16 protein-coding genes are annotated in these 19520 nt (G+C 67.9%); 5 read left to right on the top strand and 11 right to left on the bottom strand.

All coding sequences use genetic code 11. The features are described 5' to 3' along the window. Positions 1 to 21: 21 nt before the first annotated feature. The 5 genes from ACYQML_RS02555 to ACYQML_RS02575 form a co-directional block, all read right to left on the bottom strand. Positions 22 to 639 carry a GNAT family N-acetyltransferase gene (locus tag ACYQML_RS02555; RefSeq protein ID WP_461234600.1) on the bottom strand — a complete coding sequence of 206 codons (618 nt, stop codon included), beginning with the start codon at positions 637 to 639 and terminating at the stop codon, positions 22 to 24. Continuing rightward, positions 636 to 2981, bottom strand: coding sequence for an Orn/Lys/Arg family decarboxylase (locus tag ACYQML_RS02560; protein ID WP_461234601.1), 2346 nt, complete (start codon positions 2979 to 2981; stop codon positions 636 to 638). Before ACYQML_RS02560 ends, ACYQML_RS02555 begins: the two co-directional genes overlap by 4 nt. Positions 2982 to 3042: 61 nt before the next feature. Continuing rightward, a complete protein-coding gene (locus tag ACYQML_RS02565) occupies positions 3043 to 4071 on the bottom strand; it encodes a CorA family divalent cation transporter (RefSeq protein ID WP_461222130.1) in 1029 nt (342 codons plus the stop codon). A gap of 537 nt (positions 4072 to 4608) precedes the next feature. After that, entirely contained in the window at positions 4609 to 5304 is a 696-nt protein-coding gene (locus ACYQML_RS02570) for a M10 family metallopeptidase C-terminal domain-containing protein (protein ID WP_461234602.1), read from the bottom strand. 332 nt (positions 5305 to 5636) lie between these two features. Then, complete coding sequence (locus tag ACYQML_RS02575) at positions 5637 to 5831, bottom strand: hypothetical protein (RefSeq protein ID WP_056422192.1); 195 nt, start codon at positions 5829 to 5831, stop codon at positions 5637 to 5639. 578 nt (positions 5832 to 6409) lie between these two features. Here ACYQML_RS02575 and ACYQML_RS02580 point away from each other — a divergent pair. The 5 genes from ACYQML_RS02580 (at position 6410) to ACYQML_RS02600 (ending at position 14118) form a co-directional block, all read left to right on the top strand. After that, on the top strand, positions 6410 to 7765 hold the full coding sequence (locus tag ACYQML_RS02580) for an SWIM zinc finger family protein (RefSeq protein ID WP_461234603.1): 1356 nt from the start codon (positions 6410 to 6412) through the stop codon (positions 7763 to 7765). Continuing rightward, positions 7765 to 9312, top strand: coding sequence for a DUF5691 domain-containing protein (locus ACYQML_RS02585; protein WP_461234604.1), 1548 nt, complete (start codon positions 7765 to 7767; stop codon positions 9310 to 9312). The genes ACYQML_RS02580 and ACYQML_RS02585 overlap by 1 nt, the downstream gene beginning before the upstream one ends. 3 nt (positions 9313 to 9315) lie before the next feature. Then, positions 9316 to 10416 (top strand): ATP-binding protein, encoded by a 1101-nt coding sequence (locus ACYQML_RS02590; protein ID WP_461234605.1) that lies wholly within the window; start codon positions 9316 to 9318, stop codon positions 10414 to 10416. A 226-nt stretch (positions 10417 to 10642) separates the two neighbouring features. After that, positions 10643 to 12961 carry a DUF5682 family protein gene (locus ACYQML_RS02595; protein WP_461234606.1) on the top strand — a complete coding sequence of 773 codons (2319 nt, stop codon included), beginning with the start codon at positions 10643 to 10645 and terminating at the stop codon, positions 12959 to 12961. Next, positions 12958 to 14118 (top strand): VWA domain-containing protein, encoded by a 1161-nt coding sequence (locus tag ACYQML_RS02600; RefSeq protein ID WP_461234607.1) that lies wholly within the window; start codon positions 12958 to 12960, stop codon positions 14116 to 14118. The genes ACYQML_RS02595 and ACYQML_RS02600 overlap by 4 nt, the downstream gene beginning before the upstream one ends. 316 nt (positions 14119 to 14434) lie before the next feature. On the opposite strand, the gene ACYQML_RS02605 is transcribed toward ACYQML_RS02600, so the two are convergent. The 6 genes from ACYQML_RS02605 to modA form a co-directional block, all read right to left on the bottom strand. Then, positions 14435 to 15061 (bottom strand): beta-class carbonic anhydrase, encoded by a 627-nt coding sequence (locus ACYQML_RS02605; protein ID WP_461234608.1) that lies wholly within the window; start codon positions 15059 to 15061, stop codon positions 14435 to 14437. Between the two features lie 160 nt (positions 15062 to 15221). After that, positions 15222 to 16283 (bottom strand): isopenicillin N synthase family dioxygenase, encoded by a 1062-nt coding sequence (locus ACYQML_RS02610; protein ID WP_461234609.1) that lies wholly within the window; start codon positions 16281 to 16283, stop codon positions 15222 to 15224. A gap of 2 nt (positions 16284 to 16285) precedes the next feature. Next, positions 16286 to 17629, bottom strand: a complete 1344-nt coding sequence (locus ACYQML_RS02615; RefSeq protein ID WP_461234610.1) for an O-acetylhomoserine aminocarboxypropyltransferase/cysteine synthase family protein — start codon at positions 17627 to 17629, stop codon at positions 16286 to 16288. Positions 17630 to 18014: 385 nt separating this feature from the next. Then, positions 18015 to 18398 (bottom strand): hypothetical protein, encoded by a 384-nt coding sequence (locus tag ACYQML_RS02620; RefSeq protein ID WP_311275821.1) that lies wholly within the window; start codon positions 18396 to 18398, stop codon positions 18015 to 18017. Positions 18399 to 18487: 89 nt separating this feature from the next. Further along, complete coding sequence (locus tag ACYQML_RS02625; RefSeq protein ID WP_056422220.1) at positions 18488 to 18697, bottom strand: TOBE domain-containing protein; 210 nt, start codon at positions 18695 to 18697, stop codon at positions 18488 to 18490. Between the two features lie 8 nt (positions 18698 to 18705). Then, the gene (gene modA, locus ACYQML_RS02630) at positions 18706 to 19491 is read right to left on the bottom strand and encodes a molybdate ABC transporter substrate-binding protein (RefSeq protein ID WP_461234611.1); all 786 of its coding nucleotides are present in this window, start codon (positions 19489 to 19491) and stop codon (positions 18706 to 18708) included. Positions 19492 to 19520 lie beyond the last annotated feature (29 nt).

The following is a 19520-nucleotide window of genomic DNA, read 5'->3' on the forward strand; positions in this document are numbered from 1 at the left end:
TACCGGCCCGATGGGGAAGTGCTACTTCCCCATCCATTCGTGCCCGGCCACCAGCGCCTCAACTGATCGTGTCCAGGTGCCGGGCTGGTCGGTGGCGCCGGTGCCGAGTGCCCGCTGGACCATGACGCTGTCGCTCCAGCGGCCGTACTTGTAGCCCACCGCCGGCAACAGGCCGACACGGACGAAGCCGCAGGTCTCGTGGAGCCGCAGGGACGCTTCGTTCTGCGCGTCGATATAGCCGATCATCTGGCGGTAGCCACCGGCGGCGCAGGCCTCGATCAAAGCCGGCAGCAGGCGTCGCCCGATGCCGGCGTTCAGGTGCTCGTGATGAACGTAGATCGAGTGCTTGAGCGTGTAGCGATATGCCGGGCGCTTCCGGAACGGGACAGCGTAAGCGTAGCCCGCCACCACCCCATCGCGGTCGGCCACAAGATGCGGCAGACGCCTCTTGCGCATGGCCTTGCGGCGGCGCTTGAGGTCGTCTGGATGGAGCGGATCCGCTTCGAAATCCCCCACATCACCTACGCCCCGCCGAATATGGTGGGCGTAGATTGCCACCATGGCCGGCACGTCCGCATCCGAGGAGGGCCGGATGATGATCCCGGTATCGGAGGCGGCGGGCGGCGCTTCCGGATTCACGGGCGATTCTCGCGCATGACATAGGTGTAGAAGCGGATGGTCCCATCGGGATCGACGTTGCGGAACACGCCCTGAATCTCGGCCTCGAAGCCCGGGAACAGGTTCGCGGAGCGCTCGAACATCTTGAAGTAGTCCAGCATGGGTTTCGCCCGTTCGTCCAGTCGTTCGCCCGGCAGCACCGTGCCGATGCCCGGCGGGTAGACCAGAAGCAAGGTCGTCGCCACGCGGCCTTCCGCTTCCGCGATCGGCACGTAATCGACGTTGTTGCGGGTGAGCTGCTGCACCGCCTCCTTCGGGGTCATGACCATCTCGGGCAGGTGCCCAGGCTCGAACTGCTTGCGTTGAAGGGTGCTGGTGCCGTGCTCGCGGTGGAAGGCGTGGAAATCCGCGCAGAGGTCGCGCAGGCGTACGCCCTTGTAGCGGTTCGGCCGGCGCCGGACGAATTCCGGCATGGCATCCTCGAGCGGCACATTCTCGTCATGCAGGCGCTTGAAGGCCACGAGGCCGGAGATGAGCGTGCCGGCCTTGGAGGATTCGACGCCCGGCGTCAGCAGGAAGAGGAGCGAGTTGAGGTCGTTCTTCTCCGGCACGATGCGGTTTTCGCGCAGGTACTGGGCCACGATGGGCGCGGGCACGCCGTGCTCGGCATATTCTCCCGTACGCCGGTCGAAGCCGGGGGTGAGCACGGTGAGCTTGTTCGGGTCGGTCATGGCGTAGTTCGGCGCCACATGGTTGAAGCCGTGCCAGGCGGCACCGGGGGTCAGCTCCCAGTATCTCGCGTCGCTGGCGAGCTCGTCCGTCGAGACGCTCTCCCACGGCACCTTGCCCTCCGGGCCCTTTACCGTGTCCGGCACGAAGGGGTCGAAGAACCAGCGGCGCAGGGGATCGCCCTCTTTCTCCTCGAATTCGCGGCGGATGGCGCGGACCTTCTTGCGCCATTCGATGCCGAGCCGGATCGTGTCGTCCCACAGGACGACGCCCGAGCGGCCCTTCATCATCTGCGCGCCGACATCGAGGGAGGCGAAGAGCGGGTAGAACGGCGAGGTCGAGGCGTGGACGAGGAAGGTCTCGTTGAAGCGCCGGTGCTCGATGCGCCGGGTCTGGCCGCGGATATGGCTGTCCTTGGTGTGGATCTGCGAGGCCTGGGAGAAGCTCGCCAGCTGCTTGTGGGTCGATTGCGTGGCGATGATGCCGGGCGAGGTCTCGTCGAGGCCCTTCAGTCCCATGGCGAAGCGGCCGGCGAAGAGCGGGTGGAACTTCATGAAGCCCGCCCAGGCCTCGTCGAACAGGATGTAGTCGCAGAGATGCCCGATCTTCTCGAGGATCATCTGCGCGTTGTAGATGGTGCCGTCATAGGTGCACTGCTCCACCACCGCCACGCGGAACGGGCGCTCGCGCTTCCAGGCTTCCTTGTCGGTGATGAGGGGGTTGGTGCGGATCTTCTCACGGATGGCCGCCTCGTCGAGGGCCTCGTGATACATCGGGCCGATCAGGCCGAAGCAGTTGCGGTCGGTCTCCAGGAAGACCGGAACCGCGCCGCCGAGGAACAGGGCGCCGTGATGGGCCGCCTTGTGGTTGTTGCGGTCGAACAGGACGAGGTCGCCCTCCGCCACCAGGGCCGAGAGCACGATCTTGTTGGAGGCCGAGGTGCCGTTGAGGACGAAATAGGTCTTCTCGGCGCCGAAGATGACGGCGGCTTCTTTCTGCGCCTTCAAGGCCGGGCCTTCGTGGACCAGAAGGTCGCCGAGATCGAGCACGGAATTGTCGAGGTCGTCGCGGAACACGGCCTCGCCGAGATGCTCCACGAAGATACGCCCGATCGGCGAGCGGTTGTAGAAGATGCCGCCGTTATGGCCCGGGCAGGTCCAGAGCTGGTTGCCCTGCTCTGCGTAATCGACCAGCGCGCCGAAGAACGGCGTCTTCAGGGTCTCGGCATATTGCTTCACGCGGCTCACCAGGCCGCGGGCGATGTAGTCCGGGGTCTCTTCGGCCAGGAATATGTAGCCGTCGATGAAGTCGAGCACTTCGACGGGGATGTCCTCCAGGCGCTTGCGGCGGACCATGATGACGATGGGCATTTCAAGCCCGCGCTTCCGCATCAGGTTGATGAGGGCAGCCGCTTTGCCGTCGAGGCCGCGCTTGCCCCAATCCACCACCATGCAGCCGATGGCGGCATCGGTCTGGACCGCAATGGCCGCGTCCTCCACGCGGCGGGCGCGGACCACTTCGAAGCCGAGCTTCTCCACAGAGCCGATGATCTGCTGGACGCGCACGCCCTCGAGGTCGTCCGGGTCGAAGTTAGGCGCGCACATGAGCACGGTGAAGCGGCGAAAGAAGTCCATGCGGGGGAAGGCTCCGGTGGTCGGATGAATCGAGGGTGTGTGGGCGCGTTCGCGTTCGGGATCAACCAGGCCGGCCGGCGAGATTGAGCCGGCGGATGACGACATAGACGGCCAGCGCCGCGAGCGCGCCAATGATCAGTGCGATCATGGAGCCGCTGTCGGATTCGGAAAAGAACAGGCCCTTGGTGTTCATGCCGAAGACGCCCGTGACCAGGGTGGGCGGCAGAAACAGGGCCGTGAGGATGGAGAGGGTGAAGAGCTGGCGATTGGTCAGCGCGGTCGTGCGGGCGGCGATCTCGTCCTGGAGAAGCCGGCTGCGCTCGGACAGGACATGCATGTCCCGGTGGAGCGAATCGAGGCGCTGGACCACACGCGCCGCCATGGCGCCGACGGCTTCCGGCAATTGGTCGCCCTCCATGGCGGCCTCATCCTCGAGCCGGTGGAACACCGCGCGTAAGCCGGCGAGTTGACGGTGGGAGCGCACGGATTGGCGGCGGATCGGTCCCAACGGCCTGGCATCGTCGGCCTTGGCCTCGTCGAGCATGTCGTCCTCGATGGCATCGAGGGAGGAAGACAGGCGATCGGACGTGGCATTGAGCGATGCGATGGTGCTGCCGACGAAGCGCTCCAGCAGCTTTGCCGGGCCGGGAACGAGGGTACCGGACAGGACCGCGTCGCGGGCGGCGACCGCGCAGGCCGTGGCATGGCGACGGCCACTGACCAGATAGCCTGGACCGAGAACGCAATGGAGGCGGCCGTTCGGCTCTTCGCTCGACGACCCGTCGAAAGCGCGTTCCCGGTCGGCGATGACGAAGCCGGCATGAGGGCCATCGACGACGACACGCTGATGCTCGTCGCGGGCGAAGGTTGCGGCGGCGAGACGGGGCGGGCCAAGGCGTCCCTCAAGGATCAGCGCCTCGGTCCGCGCATCGACGAGATCGACATGAAGCCAAACGAAGCCGTGTTCCGGGTCACCGAGGGAAGGAAGCTCGTCCCCCAGCGCAACCTGGCGTCCCCGTCCATCCGTGTCGAAGGCGAGGGCGAAGATCAGCCCCGGGAGGGACGATTCCTCAATGAGAAGATGCTGCATAATGCGTTCGCGGCGAACATGGCCGGCAAAATACCGGCTCACTATCGCGCTGGATCGCAAGGCTGGGCGACACTGTGATGACGACGAGGCGCGTCTGCTGCCATCGTATTCTCCCGATGGTTCAGACGACTCGCAGGGACGGGGCGGGGCGACGACGTCGATGGTCGAGCCGTGATTGGCCATCATGACGTGCATTCGCGAGGGATCGCGCTGAGCGTCACAAGTCGCCTTCGCATCACGGCCGCGTGCGCGACATTCTTCGGCGGGCCTTGCTGGGCCAAGCGCTCGTGGAAGGGCATGCAGTGATGATGAACATCGCCTGTGCTTGCCGGCAGCATCTGCACTTCGCCGAGGTTCGTCGGACTGGGCGGAAAATAACGCCGCGTCGTCCGAGGTCTTTATCGTCGCCATTCGCGTCCAGCGTGCGGCAGGCCATCGCTGGACGCCTCTTCCGTTAGCTTCGTTCCGCCCCGTCCTGCATCCTCATTTCGTAAGACGATTCAGACTACCCTCTAGAAGTAAATTACCGACATACTACTAGATCAGTAGTCCAAAGTCCGCCCCACTCAAGGATCCCTTAGCAACATCTCTCAGGATGATACTGTTGCCAAGACCAACATCATCGAACGTGACAAGAGTGTCCGCCCCCCCGTTTAACATAGTAAGGTTGATATCCTCGAAGCTGCTCACGAGGGCCGACACGTCGAAATGATCGAAGCCCTTCGCAAAACCATAGACGTTATCCTTCCCGAAATTCATTTCGAAAGTGAAGGTCTCAGCTCCCCCACCTGCATACAGCTTGTCGTTACCGGTGCCGCCATCGATCACCGTGTCACCCACGCCGGCCCTGATGACATCGTTCCCCTTTGTCCCCGACACCGTGGCGAAGGTATCCTTGGCGTTCTGCAGGTTGATCGTAGTGCCTGCGGTCACGCCCGACAGATCGAGGGTCAGTGCTCCGCGCACATAGATCGTCTCGATACTCTTGAAGCTTGTGTCGGTGAACGTGAAAGTATCGGCTCCAAGAAGCAGGAGCCTGTCCTGCCCATTTCCCCCGTCGACCAGCGCTGGTGCATTGGTAACTGCCAGCTTATCATTGCCGTCGCCGCCGATCAGTGTATCGGATGCTCCTACTCCCCGGAGGAAATCGTTACCGGCCAAGCCCGTCAGGATATTAATGCCGCTATCGCCGATCAGGACGTCTTCGTATCGACTACATGGCCGGCGAGGCACTTTGAGCCCTCGCTCCGCAGACGAATGACGCAGGATGGTGCCCCGCCGACATCGAATGCCATTCAGAGTCGGTCATGGCTGCGGAACACTCGTCCGCTCCGACCCTGGACGATGTCGTTCCGCCGGGCCTCCGACGGTTCGAACCCGGATCGCCACGAGATCGGGGCCTCTCCCGCGTTGAGGGACCGAACAGCGTTGAACCGAGGGTCGCGGCAACGCGCGGGTTAGGCCGGAGCCCGCATGGGGAGAAAGGACATCCGCCGTCGGGAGATCGCCTGGCGGCACCGACAGGATCACCCCCGATCCCTGGACCGGATTTAGCCAGACAGGATCTAACGGTCCCTGTCCGCCTCCAGCTGTTTCATGAGCTCGGCAAGGCGAGGGTCGAGAGGCTCGTCGATCACGGGCTCGTAGAGGGCCTGCAACTCCTCGCCGAGACGCCGCCGGGTGGTCTCGGTCAGCGCGCTGTTGAGATCCCTGGTGCGCGGCCGGGGTCGGGCTGGCTCGCGATAGTCTTCAATGAGCATCGCCACTCCTTCGATAACACAAGAAATGTGAACGCCGGGATCGAAGATAGGTTCATATGTCGCGGTGAACGGGGTTTACCGCCCGAGGGAACGAGCGCGACGGAGATAGGCCCCTGAGTGCGAGAATACCTCCCGGCAGAAGTCAGCGCCTGCGTCGATCAGAAAGTCACAGCGTTGAGACTGCCCACAGAACTTCCGGTCACGGACGGGTTGCGCTCAGACCAGAATGACCCGTCGGGAGATTTTTTTGAGAATACCGAACCATCGTTTTTACTTCGCAGACGACCATCGAACGAAACTGTAGCTAAGATATCGAGAGCACCTTTCGAGGTCGAGCGACGGCGGCGGGCTTGCTGATCGTTGACGAACGGACACCAGAGCACTGCCATCAGGGGGGACAAATACACCTCTGCGCCGATTTTCTCATATATCGGCATTTCTGCTGCCTCTTTCTCACAGATGAAGATTTGTTTTATTCTTATTATAAACTTGAAATACAGATTTATGCTTGCGTTGCGGCTCGGGGCGGCTAGGCTCCCTCGAATCATCCAGCTTCGGAATCGCCGTCCCATCGCCATATGAGCCTCACTTCCGCGCAAATCCTCGACCTCGCTCCCGATGCGTCGAGCCGCAAGGCCGGGCAGGATCAGGCGAAGGCGGCCAAGTGGAGCGGGCTCGGGCGGGCAGGCGCCGTCGTCTGGGGCGAGATCAAGGGAAGCGGAGCGAACCCTTATCGCACGGTGACCGATCTCTCCGGTCCAGCCTCGAAATGCACCTGCCCGAGCCGGAAATTTCCCTGCAAGCACGCAATCGGCCTGATGCTGGTAGATGCCGCCGCGCCGATCTCCGAGGCAGAACCGCCGGATTGGGTCGCCGCCTGGATCCGGGGGCGCGAGAGCCGCGCCGTCTCCGCCGAAACGCGGTCCCAGCAAGCCTCCGCCACCGTCGACGAGAAGGCGCAGGCCAAACGCCGTCAGGCCCGCGAGGACAAGGTCTCGGCGGTCCTCGGCGAACTCGATCTCTGGCTCGGCGACCTGATGCGCCGTGGTCTCGCGACGGTGCGGCGTGAGCCCTATGCCTTCTGGGACCGCATGGCAGGACGCCTCGTCGATGGACAGGCCCCGGGCCTCGCCCGCAGGGTGCGGGCCATGCCGGGCCTCATCGCGGCCGCGCCCGGCTCTGCCGCGCGTCCGGAGGCGGCCCTTGCCCTCGCCCTCGGCCGCCTGTCCCTGCTGGCCCGGGCCGCCCGGCGTCTGGAACGGCTCACGCCCGAACAGGCAGCGGGCGTCCGCGCGGCCATCGGCTATCCCGTGACCGCCGAGGAGATGGCGGCAGGTCCGGGTCTCGTCGACGAGTGGGCCGTCCTCGCGCATGCGGTGGAGGACGAGGACAAGCTCACCGCCCGCACCGTCTGGCTCGCCGGACGGACGAGTGGCGCCATGGCCCAGGTCGTCGATTACGGCACCTCCGGCTCGCCGCTGCCGCCGGTCCCGGCGGCAGGACAGGATTTCTCGGGCGCGCTCGCCTTCCATCCCGGCGATCCGCCGCTCAGGGCCGCGTTTCGCGAGGGGCGCGCCAGTCCGGCACCGGCCGACGCTCTGCCCGGCGCGACAAGCGTCGCCGACGCCCTCGACGGGTTCGCCGGGGCCCTGGCGCGGGCGCCGTGGATCGACCGTTGGCCGCTTCGGCTGTCCGGCCTACGCCTCGGACATCTCGCGGATGGCGCCATGGGCGCGGGTGACGCCACCGGCTGTTTGACCCTTGCCGATTCCGCACATGTCCCCCCTCTGATGGCGGTGGCGGCGGGGGGCCATGTCGATCTTTTCGGTCTCTACGACGGGTTCGCGCTCACGCCCCTCGCCATGGTGGCCGGCGGGCATCTCTACGCGGTTCCGGCCCAGGATCCCCGGCCGATCCTGGTGAGGGCGGCCTGATGGGCCTCGACGTCTCCGCCCCCGACGATTGGGAGTCGGCCCTCGTCTCCGCTCTGCTGGGGGCCGACCGCTCCCCCTCCCCTGTCGATCTCGAGACGGTCGCCGGTGCGCTGCCGCGCGCAGAGCCGGGCATGACCCTGCTGGCGCGGGTCGCGGTCGCGGGCATCCACCATCTCGCCGGCAGCGGCTTTCCGCCAGAAGCCTTCACGCCGACGCGCCCTCACGAGGCGAAGGGCCGTCCCTGCCCGGCTGACGCCGCGGCGCGGCTCGGGCTGCTCCTCGCCGCGGGCACGGAGGCGCGGGGCCGCGTGAAGGAGTGGTGCGAGATCGCGGCGGAGCGGGGCATGCGCGCTCCGCCCTGGCTGCTCCCCGCCCTCGCGCCCTACCGGCGCGAGTGGGACGAGACCATCGACGCGGTCGCGGGCGAGGAGCTCGCCTGGCTGGAGGCGGCCTGTTCCGCCCGAGGCGCCGAGGCGGCGATTTCGGCCCCGGATGGCGCTGAAGCGAGCCCGGCCGAGCGCCACGCCGCCTTCGCCGCCTTCCGCTTGCGCGATCCCGAAGGAGCCCGCGCCGATCTGGAGGCTGGGTTCCGCGCCGAGAAGGCGGATATGCGTGAGCGCCTCGTCTACATCCTGGAGATCGGCCTGTCGGAGGCGGATGCGCCCTTTCTCGAAACCTGCCTGGACGATCGCGCGGGCGGCGTGCGCGCGGCAGCGAGAGTCCTGCTACCGCGCCTCACCCACTCGCTCTTCGCCTCCCGCATGACGGCGAGGGCGCGAACCGCGCTCGTGGTCGAAAGCAGCCGAAAGCTCCTCGGCGGGACGAAACACACTCTGGTGGTGACGCTGCCGGAGGAATCGCCGACGCTCGCGCGGGACGGGATCGAGCCGAACGCCTACGAGCGGAGGCGCGGCGGCGCGAGGGCCGGTCTGCTCGAGAGCGTCATCGCCGCCGCTCCCCTCCACGCCTTCGCCGATCATCCGCCGAAGTTCTGGATCGAACTGGCCCTGCGCAGCGAATGGGCGATCCAGATCGTCGATGGTTTTCTCACCGCCGCGCGCCGCGAGCGCGACCTCGACTGGGTACGGACGATGGTGTCGGTGCTGGCCGAGGCGTCGGCCGGGCGCCTCTCCGGCATCGAGCCGGGCGATGCGCTCCGTGAGGCCTGGGCCCGCGCCGTGCGGTCGCTCCCCGATGCGGAATGGGAGGCGACGATGGCGCAGCTCCTCGGCAAGGGGGAGATCGATACGATTCTGACCCTGCTGCGACAGGCGCCCTCATCCCTGTCGGAGGCCTTCACGGCGGCCCTCCTCGATTGGCTCGCCTCGGTGACGCGGACCTCGCAATCCGACCGCAAGGACCTCGCCTCCGCTTACCTGCTCACCCGCCTCGCCGAACGGGCCTGGCCCGACGAGGACCACGCGGCATCGGCTGCCGCCATCCTCGCCCGGCTGCCGGACGAGGCCGAGGACAACCTGCGCCGGCAGATCGAGGACTTCGCCGAAACCCTCGCTTTGCGCGCCACCATCAGACGGGAGTTCGCCTGAGGCATGAGCCAGATCAACGGAACCAAGACGACGCAGCTGCGCCGGGCCGCCGAGGATGTCTTCGCCGAGGAGTTGGAGGCGCTGCGCGGCGCCGATGACAGGCCGCGCCCGCCGAACTGGCTGCTCTCGCCGCAGGCGGTCGTCACCTACCTCATGGGCGGAAGGCTCGGCTCCGGTTTCGAGGTCACGCCGAAATACATCGGCGACCGGCGCTTGATGGAAGTAGCGGTGGCGACGCTGGCCACCGACCGGGCGCTCCTTCTTCTCGGTACGCCGGGCACCGCCAAGAGCTGGGTCAGCGAGCATCTGGCCGCCGCGATCTGCGGCACCTCCCGCCTCGTCGTGCAGGGCACCGCCGGCACCAGCGAGGAATCGATCCGCTACGGCTGGAACTACGCACTGCTCCTCGCCAAGGGGCCGAGCCGCGAGGCGGTGGTCGCGAGCCCGATCGTGCGCGCCATGGAGGAGGGCAAAATCGCCCGCGTGGAGGAACTGACTCGCATCCCCTCCGAGACGCAGGACAGTTTCATCACGATCCTCTCCGAGAAGACCCTGCCGATCCCGGAACTCAACGAGGAGATCGCCGCCGCGCGGGGCTTCAACCTCATCGCCACCGCCAACAACCGGGATCGCGGCGTCAACGAATTGTCGAGCGCGTTGAAGCGGCGCTTCAACACCGTGGTGCTGCCCTCGCCGGCCACGATCGAGGCCGAGATTGCCATCGTCGAAACCCGCGTGGCCGCCCTCGGGCGCGCCTTCGAAATCCCCGCCGAGCCGCCCGGCGCCGACCAGATCCGCCGCGTCGTCACCATCTTCCGCGAGTTGCGGGAAGGCGTGACCGCGGACGGCAAGAGCAAGGTCAAGCAGCCATCCGGCACGCTCTCTACGGCCGAGGCGATCAGCGTCGTCGGCAGCGGGCTGGCGCTGGCCGCGCATTTCGGCAACGGCCACCTCTCGGCCCACGACCTCGTCTCCGGCATCAGTGGCGCGGTGATCAAGGATCCGGTGCAGGACGCCATCGTCTGGCGCGAATATCTCGAGACCGTCGTGAAGGAACGGTCGGAGTGGAAGGACTTCTACCGCGCCGCCCGCGAGAGCGCGTGAGGGCGTTCTCACCCTCCCCCCTCTGCGGGGGAGGGTGCCTGCGGAGCAGGCGGGAGAGGGGGCGACCTCTCCGGATACGGCGCTCCCCTCTCCCGACCCTCGCTGACGCGAGGGCCACCCTCCCCCGCAGAGGGGGGAGGGAAAGCCCCGCGCGCCATCCACCGCGACACCCCACCCAAGAGTAACGAGCGTGCCATGAGCCCAAGCCCCACCACCCCCGGCCGCGATGCCTGAGGTTCGGATCTTCGGCATCCGCCACCACGGGCCGGGCTCGGCCCGCTCGCTGCGCGCGGCCCTCGATGCGTTCCGGCCCGATTGCCTGCTCATCGAAGGGCCGCCGGATGCAGACGCCCTGATCCCGCTCGTCGCCGATCCGGCGATGACACCGCCGGTGGCGCTGCTCGTCTACCGGGCGGACCGGCCGCAGACCTGCGCCTTCTTCCCCTTCGCGGCCTTCTCGCCCGAATGGGTGGCCATGCGGCATGGCCTCGACCATGGGGCGACCCTGCGTTTCATCGACCTGCCGCACGCGATCCAGCTCGCCGACGGGTTCGAAACGAGGGGGGAGGCGCCCGAAAGCGAGACGGCCCCGGCCGAGCTCGATACGCCTGAGCCCGCCAAGGCGAGCGAGGCGCCCTCCGTCGCCGTTCGGCGCGATCCCCTCGGCGAACTGGCCGAGGTCGCGGGTTTCCCCGATGGCGAGCGCTGGTGGGATGCCTTCGTCGAGAGCCGCGGGGGCGAGGATGGCAACGTGTTCGCGGCGATCCAAGAGGCCATGACGGCCCTGCGCGAGGGCGCCGAGACTGCTTCCGGCCAGGACGTCGACGGGGACGCGTTTCGCGAGGAGGTGCGCGAAGCGCATATGCGCACCTGCCTCCGCAAGGCGGCACGAGAGGATTTTACCCGCATCGCCGTGATCTGTGGCGCCTGGCACGCCCCGGCGCTGGCGCGCCACGATGCCAAGGGACAGGTCGGCCTCGACGCGGCGACCCTGAAGGGACTGCCTCGGACCAAGGTCGCCGCGGCCTGGGCGCCGTGGTCCTATGAGCGCCTCGCCACAGCCAGCGGCTACCGGGCTGGGGTGCTCTCGCCCGAATGGTACGACACGTTGTGGAACCACGAGGGCCGTGTCGCAGCGCGGTGGCTCGCTCGCGCGGCGGCCCTGCTCCGCGCGGAAGACCTCGATGCCTCTCCGGCCTCCGTGATCGAGGCAGTCCGCCTCGCCGAGGCGCTGGCCGGGTTCCGGGGCCGGGCACGCCCCTCCCTCGACGACCTGCACGAGGCAGCGCAGGCGACCCTGTGCTTCGCCGATCCGGCGCCGATGGCCCTGATCCGGCGCAAGCTCGTCATCGGCGAGCGCCTGGGCGCGACCCCGCCGGACAGTCCCGGCACGCCGGTGGAGGCAGATTTCGCCGCGGTCTGCAAAAGCCTGCGCCTCAAGCCGGAGGCGGTCGCGGGCGAACTCGTCCTCGACCTGCGCAAGGAGAACGACCTCGCCCGCAGTCATTTCCTCAACCGGCTCCATCTCATCGGCATCCCCTGGGGCCAGCGTCAGCAGGCACGCGGGCGCGGCACCTTCAAGGAGGCGTGGTTCCTGTCCTGGCAGCCCGAATGGGTGGTGGATCTGGTCGCCGCCTCCGCCGATGGCGGCACGGTGGCCGAGGCCGCCGGCAGCCGGGTGCGCAGGCGGGCGCGCGAGGCGACCCGCGTCGCGGAACTGTCGGGCCTCATCGGCACGCTCCTCGACGCCGATCTCGCCGGAGCTGCGGACGACGTGATCCGCGCCCTCAACGACCGCGCCGCCGTCTCGGCGGACGTGTTCGACCTCATGGAGGCGCTGCCGCCCCTGGCCGAACTGGCGCGCTACGGCTCGGTACGCTCTTCGGACACGGAGCCGGTGCTGGGCGTGGTGCGCGGGCTCGTGCCCCGCGCCGCCGCAGGACTGACGGCGGCCTGCCAGAGCCTCGACGACGATGCAGCGAGCGCCGCCAAGGCGCGGATCGTCGGCGTCCACGCCGCGATCTCGCTGTTGGAGGAGCCCGACCTGAAGGCGGTCTGGCAGGAGGCGCTTCATGGCCTGGCCGACCAGAGCCATGTGCATGGCCGCGTCGTCGGACGCGCCGTGCGACTGCTGTTCGACGACCGGGCCCTCGATGCGGAGCAGGCCGGCGACCGGCTTCGCCTCGCTTTGTCCCGCGCCTCCGGCACGGTGGCGGCCGCCGCCTGGATCGAGGGGTTCCTGGAGGAGAGCGGCACGGTCCTGATTCACGGCGGCACCCTGCTCGCGGTCCTCGACGAATGGCTCGCCGGCCTCGACGGGACGCTCTTTGCCGAATTGCTGCCCCTCCTGCGACGCACCTTCGCGACGATTTCGCAGGGCGAGCGACGCGCCATCGGCGAGGCTTTGAACCGCCATGGGACGGGTGTTTCCGAGGGAGAGGAATCGGGCCGCATCCTCGATGCCGAACGCGCCGCCAGGGTGCTGCCGATCCTGCGCCTTCTCCTGGCGCCGAGTGGGGACGAGACGACGGAGGACACGCCATGAGCGACACCGAGCGCCTGCGCCGCTGGCGCCTCGTCCTCGGCGGGGGCGCGGCGGACGGCACCGGCTGCGGCCTGTCGGGCCGCGATGTCGGCATCGACCGGGCGCTCGGCGCCCTTTACGATTCCGACCGGAAGGGCGGGCTCGGTGCCTCGTCCCCCTCCGTGCCGCGCTGGCTCGGCGATATCCGCGATTATTTCCCGGCCTCCGTGGTGCAGGTGATGCAGCGCGACGCCTTCGAGCGCCTCGACCTCAAGCGCATGCTCACCGAGCCCGAGATGCTGGAGGCGGTGGTCCCCGACGTCGCCCTCGTCTCGACCCTGATCTCCATGCGCGGGCTGCTCGGCGGCAAGACCAAGGACACCGCCCGCCGCGTGGTGCGCAAGGTGGTGGAGGCCCTGATGCGCAAGCTCGAAGAGCCCCTGCGCCAGGCGGTGACCGGGGCCATCGATCGCGCCAGCGTGAACCGGCGCCCGCGCCACACGGAGATCGACTGGAACCGGACCATTCGGGCCAACCTGCGCCATTACCAAGCCGAGTATCGCACCATCATCCCCGAGACCCGGTTCGGCCATGGCCGGCGCCAGCGCGCCAGCCTCAAGGACGTGATCCTGTGCATCGACCAATCCGGCTCGATGGCGAGTTCGGTGGTGTATTCGAGCATCTTCGGCGCGGTGATGGCCTCGCTCCCGGCGGTGACCACCCGGCTGGTGGTGTTCGACACCGATGTGGTGGACCTCTCCGACGAGTTGGAAGACCCGGTGGAGGTGCTGTTCTCGGTCCAGCTCGGCGGCGGCACCGACATCAACCGGGCGATGGGCTATTGCGAATCCCGCATCACCCGCCCCGAGGACACGATCTTGGTTCTGATTTCCGACCTCTACGAGGGCGGCGTCGAGGCCGGGCTCCTGGCGCGCGCGCAGCGGATGGTGGCCTCGGGCGTGCAGGTGGTGGCATTGCTGGCCCTGTCCGACGAGGGCGCGCCGTCATACGACCGGGCGCTGGCGGGCCGGCTCGCCGCGTTGGGCGTGCCCGCCTTCGCCTGCACGCCAGACCTGTTCCCCGACCTGATGGCGGCGGCGATCCGCAAATCGGACCTCACGGCCTGGGCCGCCTCGGCCGGCATCGCGGCGATCCCCGCGGCGGGCCCGCCCGGCTGAGAGCTTGTTTGAGTTGTTGTCCAAGGCGTTAGCTCATCCTGAGGTACCCACCTCAGGATGAGGAGGTCTGCTTGGATGATCGACTTTGGCAGACGATCGACTTTGGCATGAGCATCCGCTGAGACATTTGATCAAAGGGCTCTGAGCGGGACGCATCTAATCCGAAGCTGTTTCGTCAGCCGACACCTCGGCCGGGAGCCTGGTTCGCTCGCGAAGCAGGGCCGGGTGGAACGCCCTCGCCCTCCGCAGCCTGCGTTTCAGCATCCGGCGGGAGCGGGAGCGGATCGGCCACAAGGCACGTTTCATGGAGTTTCCCCTACCCGAGATGGAGCGGCGGCGTGGGCCGGCCGGCTTGGCTGGCTGCGGCGATCTCGTTCAGGCGCCCCGTGGCGACATCGTAGACGAAACCGAAGATCGGGATGCGGCTCGGCACGAGGGGATGCGCGCGGATGCGCCGGACGTCCGAGGTGACGGCATGGCTCCGCTCGGGGATGGTCAGCCAGTCGATGGCGTAGCCAGCCGGCGAGCCGCCGCCATGATGCGGGTTCGACCAGACCGTGCCGTCGAAGCTCGCGGTGTCGAGACTGTCGGCGAGGAGGTCGCCGATGACGGCATCAGTGAACAGCTCCATCCCGCAATCGGTGTGGTGGATCACGAAGAACGCCTCGGTGCCGAGGAGCTTGTGCGAGATCACCAGGGAGCGGATGGCGTCGTCGCTGGCCCGCCCGCCGGCATTGCGGATGACGTGGGCGTCGCCTTCCCCGAGGCCGGCATATTTCGCCGGATCGAGGCGTGCATCCATGCAGGTCAGGATGGCGAAGCGGCGGGCCGGCGGAAGGGCGAGGTCGCCTTTGTCGAAGCTCTCCGCGTAGCGGTCGTTGGCCGCGCGGATGTCTCGATAGGCCTGTGGCTCCGGGTCGGAGACGGCGATGTCGGCTGCCATGGAGGGGAAACCTCGGTGAGGAAGGTGGCGTGGCTGAACATGGCGGCGACACCGCCGAGATGAGCGGCGTCAGGGATGCCGCGCGGACTGTCGCCGTGCCAGGGCGGACCGCGGAGGAGCGCGCTCAGCAGGCCGGAGATCACACGCCGGGGGCCGCCAATCATGCGCCCCCCGTCACGGCGAGGTCGCCGTAGAACCGCGCCGCCACGTCGGGATGGGAGCGCAGGCGGCCCTTGAGGTAGTTGCGGCCGACCTCGTGGAAGAGCGGGTTGTCGGGGTCGCTCGCCAGGCCGCGCGCCTCTGCGGCGAGGTCGGGCGGCAAATCGAGCAAGGGAACGGTGGCGTCGTGGCGGGCGCCGAGGAAGAACGCGACCGAGAGGCGGTCGCGCCCCGCCGGCGGGGTGACGACCCGGTGGATCGTGGCCCGCAGGTAGCCGTTGGAGGCGAGTTCGAGGAGTTCGCCGATATTGACGACGAAGCTCCCCTCCACCGGCTCGGCCGCGATCCAGCCGTTCGGCCCCTCGACTTCGAGGCCGCTCTGCTTGTCCTGGACCAGCAGGGTGAGGAAGCCGCTGTCCTTGTGGGCGCCGACGCCCTGCTCTCCCTGCGTGGCCTCGCGGCCGGGATAGCGGATGATCTTGATGTGCTGGTTCGGCGCGCCCTGGTAGATCGGGGCGAACACGTCCTCCGGCTGACCCAAGGCGAGGGCGAAGGCGCGCAGCAGGCGGATGCCGAGCTGCGTCACCGCCTCCTGCCAGCGCAGCAGGCCGACGCGGAGTTCGGGCAGGCCGACGGGCCATTGGTTGGGGCCCTGCAGACGGCTCCAGGGGGGCGAGGCTGCGGTTTGCGGCAGGGCTTCGCGCTCGGCGCCGACATCGAATTGCTCGCGCCAATCCGGTGCGCCGCGCGTGATCTCGCGGCCGGCCGCCGTGTAGCCGCGAAAATGCGGCGAGCGCACCATCGCAACGGCCTGTTTCTCCGGGAGGGGCAGGGCGAAGAAGCGCCGGGCCAGGGCCTGGACCTCGGCGATCTCCGCCGCCGGAATGCCGTGGCCGACGAGGTGAAAGAAGCCGACATCGCGGGCGGCATCACGCAGCTCGGCCAGGAAGGCCTCCCGCTCGGCCGGTCCGGCATCCAGCCGGCGCAGGTCGAGACGGGGGATCGAGGCGGCGGAAGCAGAGGATTCCGGTGCCGCCCACGAAGCCAGCGGGGAAGCCGCCATGGTCAGGCGGCTTTCGCGAAGGACCCGACCGAGGCCAGGGCCTGGTCGAGATCGGCCAGGATGTCGTCGATATGTTCGAGGCCGATGGAAAGGCGGACATAGCCGTCGGACACGCCGGTGGCGCGCTGGTCGGCGGGGGACAATTGCGAATGCGTGGTGCTGGCCGGATGGATCGCGAGGCTGCGGGCATCGCCGATATTGGCCACGTGATAGAACAGCGACAGGGCCTCGATGAAGTGCCGGCCGGCCTCGCGCCCGGCCGCGAGTTCGAACCCGACGAGGCCGCCATAGCCGCCCTTGAGGTATCGTTCCGCCCGCTCGCGCGCTTTGCCGGTGGCGTGCGAGGGGTGGATGACCCGCTCGATCTCGGGCCGGGCGGCGAGGTAATCGACCACCGCCTGCGCGTTGCGGCTGTGGCGCTCGATCCGCAGGGCCACGGTCTCCAGCCCCTGCAGGGTGAGGAAGGCATTGAGCGGCGAGACGGACGGGCCGAGGTCGCGTAGCAGCCGGACCCGGGCGCGCAGGATATAGGCGATGGGCCCGAGGGGCTTGGCCGCCTCCGTCCAGACCGCGCCGTGATAGCTCGGATCGGGGGTGTTGAGGGCCGGCTGGCGCTGGGGGTTGGCCGTCCAGTCGAATCGCCCGCCATCGATGATGGCGCCGCCGATGGCGATGCCGTGGCCGCCGAGATACTTGGTGGTCGAATAGACCACGATCGCCGCGCCATGGTCGAACGGGCGCGCCAGGAGCGGCGCGGCAGTGTTGTCGACGATGAGCGGGATGCCGAAGCCCCGGCCGATCTCGGCCACTTCCGCGATGGGGAAGACCGCGAGTTTCGGGTTGGCCAGCGTCTCGCCGTAATAGGCGCGGGTGCGGTCGTCGGTGGCCCGGCGGAAATTCTCCGGGTCGGCCGGATCGACGAAGCGAACCTCGATTCCCTGCTCGGCCAGCGTGTTGGCGAAGAGGTTCCAGGTGCCGCCATAGAGGTCGGTGGAGGCGACGATGTTGTCGCCCACCCGCGCGAGGTTCTGCACCGACAGGGCGGAAGCCGCCTGGCCCGACGCCAGGGCCAGCGCCGCCGCCCCGCCTTCGAGGGCGGCGAGGCGCTGCTCCAGCACGTCGACGGTGGGATTCGTCACGCGGGTGTAGAGGTGGCCGAGTTCCTTCAAGGCGAACAGGTTCTCGGCATGGGCCGTGTCGCGGAACTGGAACGAGGTGGTCTGGTGGATCGGCACCGCCACCGAGCCCGTGGTCGGATCGGCGCGCCAGCCCGCATGCAGGGCAATCGTCTCGGGGTGAAGCGAGGCGGGCCGGGGCGACGTGGGCGTCGTGTTCTGGTTCGACATGGGGTGGCTCCGGGAAAGGGAACGGGGCGGGGGCATTGGCCAAGGGATATCGGTCACCGCTTCGCAGTAGCGGCGTGATCCCGGCATCGACCGGAATGATCGGAACTACAGTTCCGTCGAAGATGAATTCTATTCCGGCTTTCGACTATGCCGCTCGGCGACTGCTCAAGATGACATCCGTATCATGAGGCACGGGCCGTCCCTGTCAACGAAATGGAATTTCGATTTTCGAGGTGGATCGACACAAAGTCTTCGGCGGCGAGGGTGAGAGGAAGAAGAGACCGTTCAAACCCGGCATGAGCCCGCCTACCACCGCCGATGCGCGGGTAAGGCCAAGACGGCGCGGACCGTCGATGGACTCCCTACTGCCAATCCGGCTCGCCCCTCACCCCTGCCGCCGCTCGAACCGGAAAGGGCGGTGCTCGTCCTCGAAGGCCCGCATCTCGACCGTCCACAGCCCGCCATCGTCACCGTTCATGGTGAAATGGAGTGCGTAGGCGGCACCGCCCTCCCCGGCGGGGTCGCGGAACTCGATCTCGTCCAGCCACCACGGCTCGTCTGCGAGGCCGCAGGCTTTCGTCTTGTTCACGAACAGGTCGAGATAGGCCGAGGCCGCGTCCCGCACGGCCGGGAGCGAGGCGGCGACCTTGGTCGCCAGGCCAGCCTGGACGTGGCTCACCTCGCCGTTCTCGTCGCCGAGGTAGAGGGTGATATGGTCGATCCGTGCGACCCAGGTGGCAGGTCCCATCCGGGTGAAGTTCAGGGCCACGGCGTCACCTCCCCTCTCACCTCCCATGCGGGGGACCGCCTCTTCCTGCGGAACGAAGGTGCCGGCCAGGATGAGGCGGATGGGATCGCTCAGTCGACGGCGATCATCACGTCGGAGGATTTGACGACGGCATAGGCTTCGCCGCCCACGGCGAGGCCGAGCGCATCCACCGATTCATTGGTGATCGAGGCGGTGACGACCGTGCCGTCGGCAATCTCGATCTTCACATGGGCGGTGGTCGCGCCCTTCTCGACGGCGACGATCTTGCCCTTGAGGGTGTTGCGCGCGCTGATCTTCATGACGTTTCCTATGGTTTTGCTGCGTTGGGGCCGAGGAGCGTGAAGCCCTGCGCCTCGAAGAACGGCCTCGCCTCGGCGCTCTTCAGGAAGGCGAGGAATTTCGCCGCCCCCTCCCCTTTGGCTTCGGCGGTGACGGCGAAGGGGTACACGACCGGGGGATGGCTGTCCGGCGGAAACACGCCCACGATCTTCACGCCCGGATCGGATCTGGCGTCGCTCTCGTAGACCACGCCCAGCGGCGCCTCACCGCGCGAGACCAGGAGCAATGCGGCTCGCACGTTGTCGGCCTGGGCAAGGCGCGGCTGCAGGCCTCCCCATAGGCCGAGCTTCTCGAAAGCGGCTTTCGCGTATTTGCCGATGGGCACCGAATTGACCTCGCCGGTGGCGAGACGCCCCTCGGGTCCGAGTGCGGCGGAAAAGCCCTCGGCGGTGAACGGCAGGTCGGCGGTCGCGGCGTCCTTCGGCGCGATGACGACGATGCGGTTGCCGAGCAGGTTCACGCGGGTCTCGGGACGGATGAGGTTCTTCTTTGCGAGGTAGTCCATCCATTCGAGATCCGCCGAGGCGAACAGATCGGCCGGGGCACCGGATTCGATCTGCCGCGCCAGGGCCGAGGACGCGGCGTAGCTCACCTTCATCGCGACGCCGCTCCTGGCGGTGAAGGCCTTGCCGGCATTGTCGAGGGCGTTCTTCAGGCTCGCGGCGGCGAAGACCGTGGCCGTCTCGGCCGCCCTGGCGGCAGGCGCCAGAACGACGAGGCCGGCGAGCACGAGGGCACGGAAGGCGTGGCGCATGGAGGGGAGCTTCCCGAAAACAGGCAGGG

Source organism: Methylobacterium sp. CM6244, from assembly GCF_054817885.1.

What these genes read in the sequence shown, in the direction of transcription:
- ACYQML_RS02560 (WP_461234601.1), bottom strand. Translation starts at nt 2,981, where the DNA reads ATGGACTTCTTTCGCCGCTTCACCGTGCTCATGTGCGCGCCTAACTTC.
- ACYQML_RS02565 (WP_461222130.1), bottom strand. Translation starts at nt 4,071, where the DNA reads ATGCAGCATCTTCTCATTGAGGAATCGTCCCTCCCGGGGCTGATCTTC.
- ACYQML_RS02575 (WP_056422192.1), bottom strand. Translation starts at nt 5,831, where the DNA reads ATGCTCATTGAAGACTATCGCGAGCCAGCCCGACCCCGGCCGCGCACC.
- ACYQML_RS02580 (WP_461234603.1), top strand. Translation starts at nt 6,410, where the DNA reads ATGAGCCTCACTTCCGCGCAAATCCTCGACCTCGCTCCCGATGCGTCG.
- ACYQML_RS02585 (WP_461234604.1), top strand. Translation starts at nt 7,765, where the DNA reads ATGGGCCTCGACGTCTCCGCCCCCGACGATTGGGAGTCGGCCCTCGTC.
- ACYQML_RS02590 (WP_461234605.1), top strand. Translation starts at nt 9,316, where the DNA reads ATGAGCCAGATCAACGGAACCAAGACGACGCAGCTGCGCCGGGCCGCC.
- ACYQML_RS02595 (WP_461234606.1), top strand. Translation starts at nt 10,643, where the DNA reads ATGCCTGAGGTTCGGATCTTCGGCATCCGCCACCACGGGCCGGGCTCG.
- ACYQML_RS02600 (WP_461234607.1), top strand. Translation starts at nt 12,958, where the DNA reads ATGAGCGACACCGAGCGCCTGCGCCGCTGGCGCCTCGTCCTCGGCGGG.
- ACYQML_RS02605 (WP_461234608.1), bottom strand. Translation starts at nt 15,061, where the DNA reads ATGGCAGCCGACATCGCCGTCTCCGACCCGGAGCCACAGGCCTATCGA.
- ACYQML_RS02610 (WP_461234609.1), bottom strand. Translation starts at nt 16,283, where the DNA reads ATGGCGGCTTCCCCGCTGGCTTCGTGGGCGGCACCGGAATCCTCTGCT.
- ACYQML_RS02615 (WP_461234610.1), bottom strand. Translation starts at nt 17,629, where the DNA reads ATGTCGAACCAGAACACGACGCCCACGTCGCCCCGGCCCGCCTCGCTT.
- ACYQML_RS02625 (WP_056422220.1), bottom strand. Translation starts at nt 18,697, where the DNA reads ATGAAGATCAGCGCGCGCAACACCCTCAAGGGCAAGATCGTCGCCGTC.
- modA (WP_461234611.1), bottom strand. Translation starts at nt 19,491, where the DNA reads ATGCGCCACGCCTTCCGTGCCCTCGTGCTCGCCGGCCTCGTCGTTCTG.